This is a genomic window from Paenibacillus sp. FSL R5-0923 (genome assembly GCF_038009145.1).
Taxonomy (GTDB): domain Bacteria; phylum Bacillota; class Bacilli; order Paenibacillales; family Paenibacillaceae; genus Paenibacillus_AQ.
In genome coordinates, this window is record NZ_JBBPAT010000001.1 from 917,754 (window position 1) to 933,680 (window position 15,927).

General features: G+C 41.9%; 12 protein-coding genes and 1 riboswitch. Of the genes, 9 read left to right on the forward strand and 3 right to left on the reverse strand.

All coding sequences use genetic code 11. The features are described 5' to 3' along the window. Positions 1-6: 6 nt before the first annotated feature. Positions 7-921, reverse strand: a complete 915-nt coding sequence (locus MKX35_RS04115; protein ID WP_076298037.1) for a phosphatidate cytidylyltransferase — start codon at positions 919-921, stop codon at positions 7-9. 95 nt (positions 922-1,016) lie between these two features. On the opposite strand from MKX35_RS04115, the gene MKX35_RS04120 reads away from it, so the two are divergent. Further along, positions 1,017-1,559 carry a hypothetical protein gene (locus MKX35_RS04120; protein WP_042192886.1) on the forward strand — a complete coding sequence of 181 codons (543 nt, stop codon included), beginning with the start codon at positions 1,017-1,019 and terminating at the stop codon, positions 1,557-1,559. 14 nt (positions 1,560-1,573) lie between these two features. After that, entirely contained in the window at positions 1,574-2,329 is a 756-nt protein-coding gene (locus MKX35_RS04125; RefSeq protein WP_076298036.1) for a class I SAM-dependent methyltransferase, read from the forward strand. Positions 2,330-2,537: 208 nt separating this feature from the next. Here MKX35_RS04125 and MKX35_RS04130 read toward each other — a convergent pair whose 3' ends face one another. Beyond that, complete coding sequence (locus MKX35_RS04130; protein WP_076298133.1) at positions 2,538-3,104, reverse strand: TetR/AcrR family transcriptional regulator; 567 nt, start codon at positions 3,102-3,104, stop codon at positions 2,538-2,540. A 365-nt stretch (positions 3,105-3,469) separates the two neighbouring features. Here MKX35_RS04130 and MKX35_RS04135 point away from each other — a divergent pair, with 365 nt between their 5' ends. From MKX35_RS04135 to MKX35_RS04145, 3 genes are all read left to right on the forward strand, one after another. Continuing rightward, on the forward strand, positions 3,470-4,231 hold the full coding sequence (locus MKX35_RS04135) for an SDR family oxidoreductase (protein WP_042131593.1): 762 nt from the start codon (positions 3,470-3,472) through the stop codon (positions 4,229-4,231). 121 nt (positions 4,232-4,352) lie between these two features. Beyond that, the gene (locus MKX35_RS04140) at positions 4,353-5,147 is read left to right on the forward strand and encodes an alpha/beta fold hydrolase (protein ID WP_076298035.1); all 795 of its coding nucleotides are present in this window, start codon (positions 4,353-4,355) and stop codon (positions 5,145-5,147) included. A gap of 40 nt (positions 5,148-5,187) precedes the next feature. Then, the gene (locus tag MKX35_RS04145; protein ID WP_076284969.1) at positions 5,188-6,177 is read left to right on the forward strand and encodes a sensor domain-containing diguanylate cyclase; all 990 of its coding nucleotides are present in this window, start codon (positions 5,188-5,190) and stop codon (positions 6,175-6,177) included. Between the two features lie 15 nt (positions 6,178-6,192). Here MKX35_RS04145 and MKX35_RS04150 read toward each other — a convergent pair whose 3' ends face one another. Then, complete coding sequence (locus MKX35_RS04150) at positions 6,193-7,044, reverse strand: leucine-rich repeat domain-containing protein (protein ID WP_076284968.1); 852 nt, start codon at positions 7,042-7,044, stop codon at positions 6,193-6,195. 119 nt (positions 7,045-7,163) lie between these two features. On the opposite strand from MKX35_RS04150, the gene MKX35_RS04155 reads away from it, so the two are divergent. The 4 genes from MKX35_RS04155 (at position 7,164) to MKX35_RS04170 (ending at position 15,780) form a co-directional block, all read left to right on the forward strand. Beyond that, positions 7,164-7,847 carry a Crp/Fnr family transcriptional regulator gene (locus tag MKX35_RS04155; protein WP_076298034.1) on the forward strand — a complete coding sequence of 228 codons (684 nt, stop codon included), beginning with the start codon at positions 7,164-7,166 and terminating at the stop codon, positions 7,845-7,847. Positions 7,848-7,998: 151 nt separating this feature from the next. Beyond that, positions 7,999-8,886: an EAL domain-containing protein gene (locus tag MKX35_RS04160; protein WP_341043829.1), complete on the forward strand. Its 888-nt coding sequence runs from the start codon at positions 7,999-8,001 to the stop codon at positions 8,884-8,886. Between the two features lie 109 nt (positions 8,887-8,995). After that, a complete protein-coding gene (locus tag MKX35_RS04165) occupies positions 8,996-9,568 on the forward strand; it encodes a hypothetical protein (RefSeq protein ID WP_231573362.1) in 573 nt (190 codons plus the stop codon). Between the two features lie 157 nt (positions 9,569-9,725). Further along, positions 9,726-9,812, forward strand: a riboswitch (cyclic di-GMP riboswitch). A 154-nt stretch (positions 9,813-9,966) separates the two neighbouring features. After that, a complete protein-coding gene (locus tag MKX35_RS04170; protein WP_076298032.1) occupies positions 9,967-15,780 on the forward strand; it encodes an NPCBM/NEW2 domain-containing protein in 5,814 nt (1,937 codons plus the stop codon). Positions 15,781-15,927: the final 147 nt, after the last annotated feature.

Below are 15,927 nucleotides of genomic sequence, written 5' to 3' on the forward strand. Positions count from 1 at the left end.
ACTAATTTACATGAAATCGAAGAAATAACGGATGACATGGAAAAAGACCGGCGAGGTGTAGGCCAAGCTATCCACACGGCTTAAATAGCTTTCTTTTAAAGCTACGAATTTATCGCCATCACCGATGAGCAAATCTCGCTTCAGCACGGAAACCGTTAAGCTACCCAAGAAGCCGCTCAAACTGATTAGCATGCCTGACAGGAAACCGAAGATCGGGTTGAGCGGCGTCAGGTAGGGATAGATCAAATAGGAGACCCCGGTTGTTACGACAAACGCACAGGCAAAACCTTCCCAGGTCAAATACGGGTTGGCGGTTGGGACCACTTTGCGCTTTCCCATATAAAGGGATGCGAGATAGTGGACCACATCATTCAGCTGTGTTAGCACTACTAGGAATAATACAAGCCCCGCTCCATACTCCGGTGTAGCAAATTGAAAATAAGCTAAGTGACTAAGTCCGAAAACCATCAGCATTAATCCCCACTGGGTTGAACTAACACTACGCAGGAAGCCAACTGTCCCTTTATTAATGAGCCTAGGTAGCGGTAGGAGTAAGAATACATAGACTGGAATAAACACAATAAACATCCCGTACCACTCGATATAAATCCAGTAGAACTGTAGAGGAATGGATAAGTACGCCCACAGAAATAATCTGCGGTCGGATTTTCGTGACTTTATCATGGAGAAATATTCTTTAAGTGCGAAGAAGGTCAGAACCATGAGTGCCAATAGTGAGACGACTGGATTAAAGAGAGTAGCCAAACAAAAGATAAAAAGCATTCCCCACCAGGTTTTGATGCGGAAGCCGATCCCTGTATAGTCTTTACTGGGCTGTAATTTGCCTATAACTACATACATCAAGTGAATGGCCGATAAGGCCGCAAAAATCAGGATTACTGTTAATAGAGAGCGGTCGATAGCTAATCACCAACTTGTCGTAGAGTAGATTCCATTAATGGGTTCATATGTTATTATGAAGGAAACGTTCAATCTTGATAAGGGGAAAATTGTAAATGGCAGATGATCCATCGGTCTTTATCTTGCTTACGAATACCGGAACGCTCTTTACGAAGCTTATTCAAGGCTACACGAGAGCTCCTTATAATCATGCCTCGATCTCCTTTAATCGGGAGCTTTCCGAGTTATATAGCTTTGGCAGAAAGCACCCGAGCAACCCTCTAAACGGAGGATTCGTGAAGGAAGATATTAAGACAGGCACATTCAGCAAATATCCAAATACGACGTGTGTTCTATATGAACTTCAAGTTACAGCCCGTGAAGTGGAGAAAATGGAGCGGGTACTCAAAGTCTTTATCCGAAGCCGGCAAAAGTATCTCTATAATATTCTCGGCGTGATTGGTATCGCTCTGAAGGAACCTGTTGAATTCAGCAACTCTTATTTCTGCTCACAATTTGTAGCGGAAATTCTGGAGAGGTCCGGCATTAAGCTATGGAACAAGCTGCCTGCGCTCGTAACGCCGGATGATTTTCGGCAAAGCGATCGGCTGAAGCTGATCTATCAAGGCAAATTAAGTGAGTACGAACCTAAAAGCTAAGGGAGAGTATTTGGATGAATAACAAAGAACGGTTCTCAAATCGGGTAGATTCGTATGTGAAATATCGCCCGAGTTATCCTAAAGAAGCCATTGATTATTTATACAATACGATTGGGCTAAAATCGAATTGTGATATTGCGGATATTGGCGCAGGAACAGGAATATTCTCAGCACTGCTTCTGGAGCGCGGGTGTCGCGTGACTGCCGTTGAACCAAATCCGGAAATGCGTACAGCTGCGGAGGAGAAGTTCGCAAAGGATAACCATTTCCGCGCATTGCCTGGCTCTGCCGAGAAGACAGAATTGCCAGACCAGTCTGTAGACTTTATCGTGTGTGCCCAGGCGTTTCACTGGTTTGATAGGGATGCAGCGCAATTGGAATTCAAGCGGATTCTTAAACCGGGTGGAAAGGCAGTTCTGATATGGAATTCTCGGCGTACTTACGGTACCCCATTTCTGGAGGAATATGAGCAGCTCGTGCAAACCTTCGGCACCGACTACACTCAAGTTAATCATAAGAATATTACCCCTGAAATCCTCAGCTCCTTTTTTAAGGCAGGGCAGATGCAAGTAGCGCACTTTAGCAATCAGCAGGTGTTTGATTTCGAGGGATTAAGCGGACGGGCGAGATCATCTTCCTACATTCCGGCCCCCGGAGATCCACGTTACGAGAATATGATGACGGAGCTGAGGAACCTATTTGAACGAAATAAACAGGATGATAAAGTGTTTTTTGAATATGAGACCGAGGTCTATTGGGGCGAAGTATAGTAAATGAAATCAGCATATTAAAAAGACTCAAATCCTAGTGATAACAGGGATTGAGTCTTTTTTTACTTTTAGTTACGAAAGATGAACGTAAAAGGTGGTGGATTCGCCCACCGTGCTTTTGGCGTAAATTTTTCCTCTATGAGGTTCAACGCTGTATCTATCTTCAGCATAAATGAGACTGACCGTTCTGGAGGTTGTTAGAAGTAATCTAGTTTCTATTCACTGGGGTGGAACCCAACTCAATCGGTTTATTAGAAGTGTTGATAACTACATTGTGTGAATTAAAAGACAGAATTTGAATCAGCTGCTCTGCCATATGGTTCGCAGTATATTTGAACCCTCCCTTTACCCATTCCATGATTAATCCAAATAGAGCATAGGCCGTATAGCTAGAAAATAATTCGATATTTATATTGTTATTAGTATTATTAACCGCGACTAAGTCCTGCTTGGTTAGCTCCTTTAAGATGTCACAAATCTTATTTTGAAACCCAGGCAGAACATTGGAATTTACAATGATAGTATAAAAATTAGAGTAGGAAACGACATGTTCAAAAATTTTGATGCTAGAGGTAGTAAGCTCACTCACTATGAATTTATCGGTATGGAGATAGGGATCTTTATAAGCCTTAATTAAATCCTCCAGCACATCATCAATCAGCTCATTCAGAAGTTCTTCTTTGGTTTGATAATGCTTATAGAAGGTTCCACGGTTTAAATCGGCTAGGGTCACAATATCGGTTATCGTAATGGTGCGGAAATTCTTTTTTTCCATGAGTAATATCAATGCATTTTTTAGTTCTTTCTTCGATTTACTCGTTCTTCGATTTTTAAGCAACAGAAGACCACCTAACTGTCTATTTTCTATTCCTATTTCAACACAATTCCAAGTTATATATATTTATGAACATTTGATGTCTCATCTGTATATTGATAGTTAAATTGCAGAAGATTAAACTTGAGTAGAATAAATTTTAAGTGATTTAGAGATTTTATAAAATATAAGGAAGTATAAGTTTCACGCTATACTTTATCCTTATATTTCTCGCATATACGCTTACCGTCCCATTAAGGACGCCGAAGGCGTTTTTGCTTGTATTAATACTTACATTATAGATAAACGTAAAGGAGACTTCCAACATGAAACTTCAAGACAGAGTTGCAGTTGTTACCGGAGCAGCCTCGGGTATGGGGAAATCTATCGCAGAGTTGTACGCTAAAGAAGGTGCTAAAGTAATAGTAGCCGATCTTAACCTCGAAGGTGCGGAACAAGTCGCAGCAGGAATCGTTAGTAATGGTGGAGTAGCTAAGGCGTTGAAAGTAAATGTTGCTCTAGTCGAAGATATCAATAACATGATTGATACCGCAGTAAATGAATATGGAACCCTAGATATACTAGTGAATAATGCGGGTATTATGGACGGCTTTGAGCCAGTTGGTGATATTAATGATGAGAGATGGGATCTTATCTTTGACATCAATACCAAAAGTGTAATGCGGTCCACACGTAAAGCGCTACCTATTTTCCTCGAAAAAGGAAAGGGCGTTATTGTGAATACCGCTTCTACCGGTGGCGTAAGTGGTGCTCATGCTGGAGCAACTTATACTGCCTCCAAACATGCAGTAGTAGGCTTGACGAAAAATACAGCTTTTATGTATGCCAACAAAGGCATTCGTTGTAATGCCATCGCACCAGGAGCTACTGCCACTAACATTAGTGCTTCTATGAAAAATATTAATGAGTTCGGCATGAGCCGCACTCAACTAACACAGGCTGTAATTCCTCGTGTAGGTTCACCTGAAGAAATCGCACAAGTTGCGTTATTCCTGGCTTCAGATGATTCCAGCTTTGTAAACGGAGCAGTCCTCGCTGCCGATGCGGGATGGACTTCAGCATTCTAAAATTAGATATCATAAAAAACTCCGCTAGAGATTACTCTAGCGGAGTTTTTTATGCTCTTGATATTTCCAGGTTAACCCTTCAAAATAGAGAGAATGCTAACTATAGAGGGAGTTATATGAAATGAACGATGTTAAGGCGCGGAATCATGTAAAAGTGATTGGAGAAGGAGAAAGAACCATCCTTTTTGCACATGGATTTGGGTGTGACCAGAGCATGTGGCAGTTTATCACGCCTTCTTTTGAGAAGAAATATCGAATCGTTCTATTTGATTATGTAGGTTCAGGTAACTCAGATTTAAGTGCATATACAACAGATAAATATCATACGCTCCACGGCTATGTACAGGATGTATTGGATGTCATCGAAACGTTGGAACTCAAAGATATTATTTTTATAGGTCATTCGATTAGTTCTATGATCGGGATGCTTGCTTCGATTGAGCGGCCGGATTATTTTGATAAAATGATTATGATTGGTCCTTCTTCATGTTATTTAAATGAGGGGGATACTTATTTCGGAGGCTTCGAGAAGAGCGATATTACCGAGCTTCTGGAGATGATGGAGATGAATTTTGCTGGCTGGGCTAGCTTTATGGCACCTCTTGCTATGAACAACCCTGACCCAATGTTAACGAAAGAGCTGGAGCGCAGCTTTATCTCGGCAGATCCTGTTATTGCAAGGGAATTTGCAGAAGTTACGTTCTTTTCAGATCATAGGGGAGATCTACCTAAGGCTACAATCCCTACACTTATTCTACAATGCTCGGATGACAGTATCGTACCTATAGCGGCTGGAGAATATCTACATAAACACTTGAATAATAGCACCTTCCGGTTAATGGAGGCTAAAGGGCATTACCCGCATATAAGCCATCCTGAGGAGACCATCACTTTAATTAATGAATATCTTACGTAAGCTAGATGAGATTATGCTGTGTTGAAAGGATATTTAGATCATGGATGACCGATTAAGATATGCGCCTTGTGGCTATGTTTCTATTACCCATGAAGGAATAATCAAGGATGTAAATCAGACGTTCTTGGACCGTATGGGGTATAAGCAGGTTGATTTGGTGCATAAGCATTTTGAATCTATCATGTCTACGGCAAACAAGCTTATTTTTCATTCATACTTCTATCCTTTTATTAATCTAAATGGACATGTAGAAGAGCTATTTATCAATTTGAAGGACAGCAAGGGACAAGCCGTCCCTTACTTGTTAAATGGCAGACGCCTTGAGTGTGAAGGTGTAGAGGTCATTGATTGTATTTTAGTACAGATGGGCAAACGTATTGATTATGAGCTAGAGTTACGATCTGCGAAGAAGCAAATAGAAGAGGCTTATTGGGAAAAAGATCAGGCGCTGGCAAAGCTCAAACAAATTCACCTGGAAATCGAGCAAAAGCAAGCTGAATTGCTGGAGATGAATGCCGTTTTAGTAGAATTATCTAATACAGATAAGCTGACTGGGCTGAAGAATAGAAGGTTTCTTCAAGAGAAGCTGGAAGAGCAGATTGCAGGGTATGGCCAAGTTCAAGCAGCATTTTCGCTGTGTATTATAGATATTGATCATTTTAAAAAAGTGAACGACACCTATGGGCATCAGACAGGTGACTATGTGCTGGAGAAAATTGCGAGTATCTTGAAACTGCAATCTCGTAAAGAGGATATGGCGGTTAGATATGGCGGTGAGGAATTCATACTTCTTTTACCTAATACAGACATCTCGGAGTCAAAGACTATAGCTGAGAATTTACGGCAATCTATCGCGTATTCAACTTGGGAAATGGGCCGGATTACGGTGAGTATTGGTATAGCTACATTTATTCCAGCTGATTCAGAAACCACCCTTCTGCAAAAAGCTGATCAAGCGCTCTATGCCTCTAAAGAACAGGGGAGAAACCGCGTCACGCATAGCATAGATTTGAATGAAAAGCTTCTTTAACAGGGGGCTTTTTTGTTATTTATAAACGATACATCCTCTTTGCTCTAATTCCTCTAAAATGTCTATTTTTTTTAAGTTGTGATTCCATCTTAGATCCAGTTTCTCTAATCGTTCAAGCTGTAAAAGGGAATTCGGGATTTCTTGCAGGTTATTATCTCTTAAATCAAGCTCAACAAGGCTGCTCAATTGACCTATCTCCTCAGGCAGCTTATTCAGTTTATTTTTTCGAAGGTTAAGTCTTCTTAACTTGCTTAGTTTACCGATGGATGAGGGCAGTTCAGTGATTCGATTATCACTCATATCGAGTATCCGCAGTTCTTCTAAAGCACCCAAATGCTCTGGCAATACGACCAGTTGATTACCGTAAAGATGAATCTCTCTTAACCCTTTAATTTGTGTGATCGAATCAGGTAGACGTTCTAGCTGATTATAATACAGCCGCAATTCAATTAGACTGCTCATTTCGCCTATACGGGTAGGTAATTGCTTGAGATGATTATCTGTTACGTTCAGATACTTGAGTTTCTGGAGATTACAAAGCTGCTCCGGCAGCTGTTCGAACTGATTATTACTTAGGTATAGAAAAGAATCCAACCCCCGTAGTCCTCCTATGCTTTCCGGCAACACCTTTAGTCGATTATGGCCTAAATCCAACATTCTTAAGTGAACTAAACGACCGATATTCTCGGATAACCGCTCGATGTCATTACCTGCATAATTTAGTACCTCTAATTCATCATGAAGGAAGAGTTGATCGGGAATCTCTTTAATATGGTTGTTGTACATGCTCAGTTCTAGTAGAGGATTGCTCTCAAACACGATCTCTGGCGTTTCTGTAAGTCCTTTTCCGTCAAAATTATATCTCATGGAAGGTTCTCCTTTGTTATTGGTTTTGGCATCGTTACGATAGAATATAACAGGATGATGATTTATTATCTGTATGTTGGCATACAAAACTATGGTGTGTTTTAGAAAGGAATAATGAGATGGAAGCTTCTTTTTGGACTGGCATTCGCTTCTTTCAGGGTTTACCCTCGAAGGAGATCGAGGCGGTCTCAAGACTGTTCACTTATAGGGCCTATTCCAAAGGTACTCTGGTGTTTGCAGAATCAGATCCGGGAGATCACGCCTATGTTATCTATTCGGGAATTATTAGGGTGTACGCTACTACGAAGGGGAAAGAGCATACCGTAGATCTTTTTGGAAAAGGGGATTTCTTTGGTGATCTGGAAGTGATTCATCCCTCTAATGTAAGAGTGTTATCCGCGGTGGCTATGAACGATACAGTATTATTTGAGATTAATCGTGAGCCTTTTGAGCAGATGCTTGCCGATTATCCATTGATTAAGGAACAATTGATGCTGCTGCAAATGGACCGTTTATTTTTATCGAATCGGTTATTACATGAAATGAAATTTCATGATGCGAGAGCGCGTGCGATATTTACACTAAGAAGACTACACCAAAGATTCGGAGTAGAGGAGCAAGGCAAACAGAGGATTGATCTTCGACTGACCCATCAGCAGTTCGCGGATATGATCGGAACGCTCAGGGAGACGGCTACCCTTGTGCTTAAAGATCTGCAAGAGCAAAAGATTATTGATATTCAACATCAGCAGATCACCGTGTTAGACCCGACGTATTTACTAGAGTATACGGATTTCGATTGAGAAGAGCAGTTCCGGGATCTTTTTCAGAGAATTGATTATTAAAGGGGTTATGAATGTGGCATGTAATCATTGTGTAGTAAGAGAGCTGAATTTTGAAATCAAGGCTCATGGTGAGCTTAATCTAAGGATTTTACCGGAGGTTATTCATCACTTGAGTAGAAGTAATACGATACATAAGGTAGAAGAAAATGTGATTACGATTAAGGAGGCTGGGGTGCGGGATTTTCTAGATTTCTGTAATGACCATATGGAGTCGGAGCAGTTTGAATTCCGTATAGATGACCAAACATGGAGACCTCTATCCGAATTACCCACTGTGCTTGATATGGAGTGGATTGATGAGGTTATAACTAAGGGCTTAGTTACTTGTCACTTCCAACCGATTGTGAACGTACGGGAAGAGATTTTTGCATACGAGCTCCTATCCAGATTTAAAAAAGAAGATGGGTCCCTTATCTATCCTAATGAGGTTTTTGCGGCGGCACGGAATCGTGGGCGTTTATATGCTTTAGACCGGTTATGTAGAATGACTGCTGTAAAATATGCTGCACCCTTAAATAAAAAAACGTTTATTAATTTTATCCCAACGTCGATCTACGCGCCAGAGTTCTGCTTAAGATCAACCGTTGAACTGGCCAATCAATTAGGCGTCGATCCCTCTCTTTTTGTCTTTGAAGTTGTTGAGACGGAGAAAGTGGATGATCTCGCTCATTTGAAAGCTATTTTGACATATTACAAGGATCGGGGATTTGAATACGCTTTAGATGATGTTGGCGAGGGCTTCAGCACGATCGAGATGTTATTGGAGCTTAAACCCCATTACATGAAGCTGGATATGAAATATGTTCAGGGTGTGTCCAGCGATCTGAACAAACAGGAAATAGCTAAACAATTTTTAGAAAAAGCTTTAGAAATCCAATCCGTTCCTTTAGCAGAAGGTGTGGAGTTTAGAGAGGACTTTGAATGGCTTAAGCAGAGTGGTGATCAGTTGTTTCAGGGATATTTATTTGGAAAGCCTGATCCGATTCCCAAACAGTGATCCTAATGAGTATAACTCCGTCTAGAGGATGAGATGAATTTCAGGTCAGAGTCTGAGTACAGCCAACCCCCGGGGTTGTATAATTAAGGTAATTGAGAAGGGGGACGGGATGGATATGAAATGGCATAAGTACATCACACACTGGGCGGATTCTAGAGGGTTAGGTGGACGAGAAATTGATTATCAATGGCCGTCTCCATCATTTCCGGTGGTAAGTATTCGCAGCAATTTGGGTCGATACTCAGGTCAGGGGTATGGTCACGGAAGCAAGCCACAAGTGAAGACAGCTGTTGGATTAATTGCTATTGGAGATGTAGCTGTAGGCTTGATTTCCATAGGTGCGATAAGCGTAGGGGTTCTATCCGTGGGTGCAATATCACTAGGAATGTGGTTAGCCCTTGGAGCGATAGCAATTAGCTGGCTTGGCTTCGCAGCTGGAGCGATTGCCATTGCAGGAGTGGCTGTAGGCGCGATCGCGATAGCCGAAAAAGCGTTGGGAGCTGTCGCCATAGGTGATACGGCATTTGGGGCGGTAGCCATAGGACGGATTGCTGGGGGAGCAGTAGCTATTGGCCAATGGGCATATGGTCTAATCGCAGTTGGCGAGCATGGCTTCGGGTTAATTCCCATCACGGGCGATGTGTGGAATTGGTTCCGGCGTTTGTTTGGTGCGGGGAGTTAAGTAGACCTCCAGTCCTAAAGGTTCCTCTCTCTTCCGGGATAGTCGATAAAGAATATCTATCACGATAGAAAAAGTAATTGCAATTACCTATTCGGATTTCATACCAATTAATCATGCGATCAGATGTAGCGTTATGTTACTCTTTGTAATGTATTCGAAACTTCATAGGCAAACCTATGGAAATGTAGGGACGCAAAGCTATAGGGACTAAGGTTATCATAACTATTGTCAGCCAGCTGCCAAAGAGTGTATTACGCTTTTTGTTAAAGTTTAATAAAAATTAAGTCTTAGTTTTTATGCGACTTTATACGCAATCAAGCTACTCTTTTGGGGTAGTTTTTTTTGTGCCTATTTTTAGACACGGAAGAGATTCATATTACATCTGGGGGGTAGAAAAGATGAAAAAAATGATTGCGATCGCTACATCGGCAGCCATGTTAGCTAGTTTTTCGAGTGAGGCAGGTTATGTTTTAGCAAGTGATGTAAGCAAGGTAAGTGTAGTGAACACTGTAGTACAAAGCAAGGCTGACCTATTCAGCAATGCGTCAGTTATTCCGTTTGATCTGTACGGCAAGGCTATCCTAAGCGCTTATAATGATGTTTTTAGAATGAATCCTGCGAATATTAAATCCATTACCAATAACGGTGGCAACTACTCAGGTTCACCTATAGCTAAGGCTATGGATGGCGATATGAGTACGCATTGGGAAACGGGCAAACCGAACAGTTCAACGTTTACGAATGAGGTTGTCTTTGTTTTCAATGAGTCCACTGAATTAAATAGAATCGTATACGCTGCAAGACAATCCAGTGCAAAGGGGAAGGGGTTTGCTCAGGAATTTGATATTTATGGCTCAACTACGGATGCAGGCGATTATACGCTAGTATCCTCTGGAGAATATAAAGGCGGAGCAGGTGACGTAGTAGAGATCCAGTTTGCACCCACAGCCTTCAAGAGACTTAAATTTGTCTTCAAAAAAGCTAACCAAGATTGGGCGAGTGCAGCTGAGTTTTCTTTTTACAAAGAAGATACCGTATCCGCTAAAATGAAAAATTTATTTACAGATGATACCTTGAGTCAAGTTAGCACAGCATTTAATACGGTGGAGAAATTAACGGCTTTAGAACAAGAAGTACAGACACATCCACTGTACGCGCAGTTTCAAGCAGATATAGAGAATGCAAAAGTACTTCTGGAGAATCATCAAATAGAGGCAACAGCGGCTAAGGTTTCGAAGCTAAAAGGCTATGGTACAGCATACGAAAATGCCTATAGCGAAGCTTATAGAATGCCCAACTCTAATGTATCAAAAGTAACGGTGAACGGTGGGAGCTATCCAGGTACGAAACCGGAATACATGCTCGATGACCAGCCGAATACACACTGGGAAACGAACAAAAACAATGATGACAGCTTCACGAATGAAGTTGTGTTTGAGTTAGCGCAAGCGAAAATACTAGATAGAGTGGCTTTCCTGGCTAGAGATAACCGCAAAGGCTTCCCAGAGGCTTTTGAAATTTATGCATCAGAAACAAGTAAGGGAGAGACCTTCCAGCTCGTATCTAGCGGAACCGCGACTAGTACGAATGACTTTCTGGAGTTTAAATTCGAACCTACGAAGTTTAAAAGATTGAAATTCAAGTTCACAAAGGCCAATATCAACAGACCTTTTGCGGCTGAATTTAGATTTTATACAGAGGATAAAGTAAGCGAAGCTGTAAATGGTATTTTCACAGATGGCACGATGAGTGCGGTTGTTCCTGCTTATAATAGCGTCGAATCAATCAACGAATTAGAAGAAGCGGCAAAAGTACATCCGCTCTATCCAATCCTGAAAGATTCTTTGGATTTAGCTAAGAAGCTAGTGAATGGTGAAGTTCAAACCGAAGGCACCATCATTGAGGCGGAACAACGTGGAGATATGAAAAAGCATGCGCAGGAAAACCTGAGAATTGGTTTCGGTACGAACAACCAGCCTACAGGTCTCGTTGCAATGCCTGGAGATACAATCAACGTTTATGTGGACGCAGCTTCGAGCGATAAACTACCTTCTTTAGTCTTTTCTCAACAAGAGGCGGCTTGGAATGTTTGGGCTAGAGGTGTGCAATTGCGTCCAGGTAAGAATATTATAACCGTTCCTGAATTTGCTACGAATAGTTATTATGCACATGAAGTGACTAAAGGCGGTACAGTGTATATCGTCAATCCATATACAGCAGAGGAACAAGGTAAAGCACCTATGATCCGGTTCGAGGGGCTTACCAAGATCCCTATGATGACCAAGACTACAGATCCTGAACAATTTAAAGCCTTCTTAACCACCTATAAACAAAAATTAGATGAAGATAAGGCAGCGCATCCGAATGTTCAAGATCGCGAGCTCATCGATGTGGTGGAAATGGTCAGCGATCATGTTATTTTCACAGGAACTGCGACAGAAGCTTATAACAAGTTTATTACGCAAGGAAATGATCCGCTGGGTACCGTCACCGGCTATGATACTTGGATGAAGACGATCTTTGACTTCTATGGCTTGGATGGCAGTAGTGTGATTCATGATGCGAAGCTAATTCGTGAGAACATCCGATTGATGCAGCCTTATGGTGCGATGTATGCAGCGGGAGATCATACCGGGATACAAATTGGGACCGTAGGGACGATGTTAGGTGATTTTAACAAAGTCTATCCAGGCTGGGGATTGAATCATGAAATAGGGCATCGCTTGGCGATGGGTGAACGAGAATATGGTGAAGTAACCAATAATATGGTGTCTATGCTGATGTCAGTCTATGCGGACTCGATGGATAATCGTATTCCTTTTGAAAGTGATATTTATAAATATGTAATCGAAGAAAATAAAGTGGTTATGAATCAGCAGGGCTTATTTGCACAGCTCGGTGCCTATTGGCAGTTAGAATTGGCGCATCCGGGTTACTGGACAGAACTGACCAAGCTGTACCGCGAGCGGAAGGTCTCCCTTCCGAACGGCGACAATTCCAAGCAGCAGTATTTGGTGGAGTTCTCCTCTGAAGTGCTGGGGTTAGACTTAAGTAGCTATTTTGCCAGACATGGCTTCACTGTGAATCCTGAAACGAAAGAGAAGTTAGCTAAATACCCAGCACCGAAAAAGCTCTGGTATTTAAACAACTCAGTGGTTCATTATGAGGGAACAGGAATAGCAGATAAGAATGTTGCGATAAAGGTTAATATCACGCCTAACACTACTGCTAAATCGAACACCTTAAGCTTCAGTATGGATAAGGATCTTAAGAAAGATTTCTTAGGTTATGAGGTGTATAGAGACGATAAGTTAGTAGGGTTTACTGGGACTGACCAGTTCGTGGACACGAATGTAGATAGCAGCATCAATTATACGTACAAGATCATTGGTTATGATAAGAAGCTGAGCCCACTGAAGCCGGTACAGGTTAAAGCCTTCAAGCCAGCGTTATCTGTTGAAGATCAAATCACGTTAAAGCTTAATCAAGCTTTTGATCCGATGAGCTATGTAAAAGCGACTAACTATCAAGGAAACGATATTACTGCTAATGTCACCCTGAAAGCAAATACCGTTAATGTAACGCAAAAAGGCGACTACGAAGTGGTATATGAAGTGAAGAACGAAGGGGTTACAGAAACCAAAACTACACTGGTTACGGTAACGAGTGACTATACTTATCTTTCGGATCTTAATGCCAAGTCAGTCGTTGTTGGTTGGGGTGAATTAAAGAAAGACAAAGCCGTTTCTGGTGGAATCATCACCCTTGTTCGACAAGGGTTAGCTGCGACCTATACCAAGGGAATCGGTGTACATGCGAACTCTGAAGTTGTTTATGATATTGAGGGTAAAGGTTATGACTTCTTTGAAAGCTACATCGGGATCGATCAAGCGATGAAAGGAAAGCCATCCTCTGCAACCTTTGAAGTGTATGTAGATGGAGAGAAGAAATTCGGGAGCGATGTTTTCCGGGCAGGGACAGAGCATGAATTTGTGAAAATACCTGTGACAGGCGCGCGCGAAGTGAAGCTGGTTACCACAGATGCTACAGACAGCAATGCTTCAGATCATACGGTATGGGCGGATGCGAAGTTTACGAATACTTCAAGCAAGCCTACTATCACAGTGCCTGAAGAGACAACGTTTATTAAGCTGAACAGTGAATTTGATGTTTTGACTGATGTTACAGCCGTTGATAAGGAAGATGGTAACTTGATTGGTGCCGTTGAGGTAAGTCCGAATGGTTTTACTTCAAGCAAAACGGGCACTTACAACGTCGAACTGTCAGTTACAGACCGGGATGGGAATACAGCTGTGCAGACCAGAACAATCGTTGTGTATAGCGCTAGTAAATACTTGAGTGATACAGCTTGGCAGTCGGCAAGAACGGATTATAATGTTGTTCGTAAGGATAAGGCAAGTTCTAACAATCCGATTAAACTACTTGTAAATGGCGTAACCAAAGAGTTCGCTAAGGGCTTAGGAACGCATGCTAACTCTGAGATTATATATAATCTAGCGGGCGCAAACTATGAATATTTTGAAACGTTTGTAGGGGTTGATAGAAATATCCCGGAGCAAAACAACTCTAGTGTGATCTTCAAAATTTTCGCCGATGGGGTAGAAGTGTATAACAGCGGACTGATGAAATTTGGCACGGAAGCCAAACTAGCTCGAATCCCTGTGAAGGGTGTAAGTGAATTGAAATTGGTATTAGACAATGCAGGCAACGGAAATGCATCAGATCACGGTGATTTCGCTGATGCGAAGTTTATAATTCTGAACAGTACCCCGGAGCTTACCATAGCTAAATCAGTATCTACCAAAGTGGGCCAAGCGATAGCAGTAGGTGCAGACTATTCGGCAACAGATTCAGAAGATGGTGACTTGACGGGACAAGTAAGGGTTACGGGTGAAGATCAAGTTAAATTTAACAGAGCTGGAAAGTATCCGATCACGTACACTGTAACCGATAGTGATGGGAATACGACGACAAAGACTAGAACCATTGCCGTGGTCGATATGACAGACTTTACGTATCTAACGGATTACGACTGGAATTCTACTCAGAACAGCTATACGGCACCTTTGAAGGATAAATCTATTAGTGCCAATACGCTGAGATTAACAGATAAGAGCAATCAAGTAGTGTCCTACGAGAGAGGGATTGGAGCACACTCTAACTCGACGATTGTATACGATCTAAGCGATAAGAACGCGGACTACTTCACTTCCTATGTGGGTGTAGATCGACAAATGTATGGTACGGTCGGTTCGGTGAGCTTTGAAGTGTTTGTTGATGGAGAGAAGAAATTCGATAGTGGGGTTATGGGCTCCAGAGATCCGCAGAAGTTCATCGAATTGGATATTAACGGAGCTAAAGAGCTGAAATTAGTCGTTACAGACGGCGGAAATGGCAACGGATCTGACCATGCTACATGGGGAGGAACCAAACTACATTTTGCGAATGGAGATCACCTATTCACTGGAGATCTGGAGCAAGCCATTGCAGCGGCAAAAGCAATTTCTCTAGAAGGCTTCACGGCTGAGAGTATTGCGGCATTTACGGCAAGCCTTTCGAGTGCAGAAGCGGCTTTGACTAATCCTTCTGTCACACAAAGTGAAATAGATGCAGCCTCGGCAGCGTTACAACAAGCAACAGAAGGTCTGACCGAAATAGACCTTACGCAAGTCATTACCATTGCGGACAAATATTTAAGTGCTTCGATCAAGACTACGTTAGGCGTAACTGGAGAACTAACGCTAGGGGATATGTATAACCTTACAACGTTAACGAGCGAGACCGGAAGAGCTAGATCCTTGGAAGGTCTACAGTATGCTAAGAACCTAGAGACACTTGATATTACTGGAAATGAAATCACTGATTTCTCCCCACTACAAGGGTTAACTAAACTAACGAGCTTATTGGCTGACCCTCAAGTGGTAGAGGTGGGAGGATTAAAGGGACCTGTGATTGAATTGACCAATCCGGTGAAAGGGCTCGATGGCAGTAAAGTGATCCCTAATTCAGCAGGGATCAGAAACACTGGAACATCTAAAGAAATCATGTTTGATATGAATGAATGGGCTGCTAATCCGGATGTGTTCACCATAGACCTTTCGAACGAGGAGAAGGGAACTTACATGCTGGGGTTAACTTACCAAGTCGCAGGTAATCTCGTGCAATTAATTTCTTTTATTGATAACAATTAAATCCCATAGGCAGAAGAAAACAGGCGAATTGTGGTGTATTCAACCATGATTCGCCTGTTTTTATATTGGGCTTACGTCATATGAGACTCGTATTATGTAAAAAACATCCATTTTGTAATATGACAGAAGTGATGACAACGCTCACTA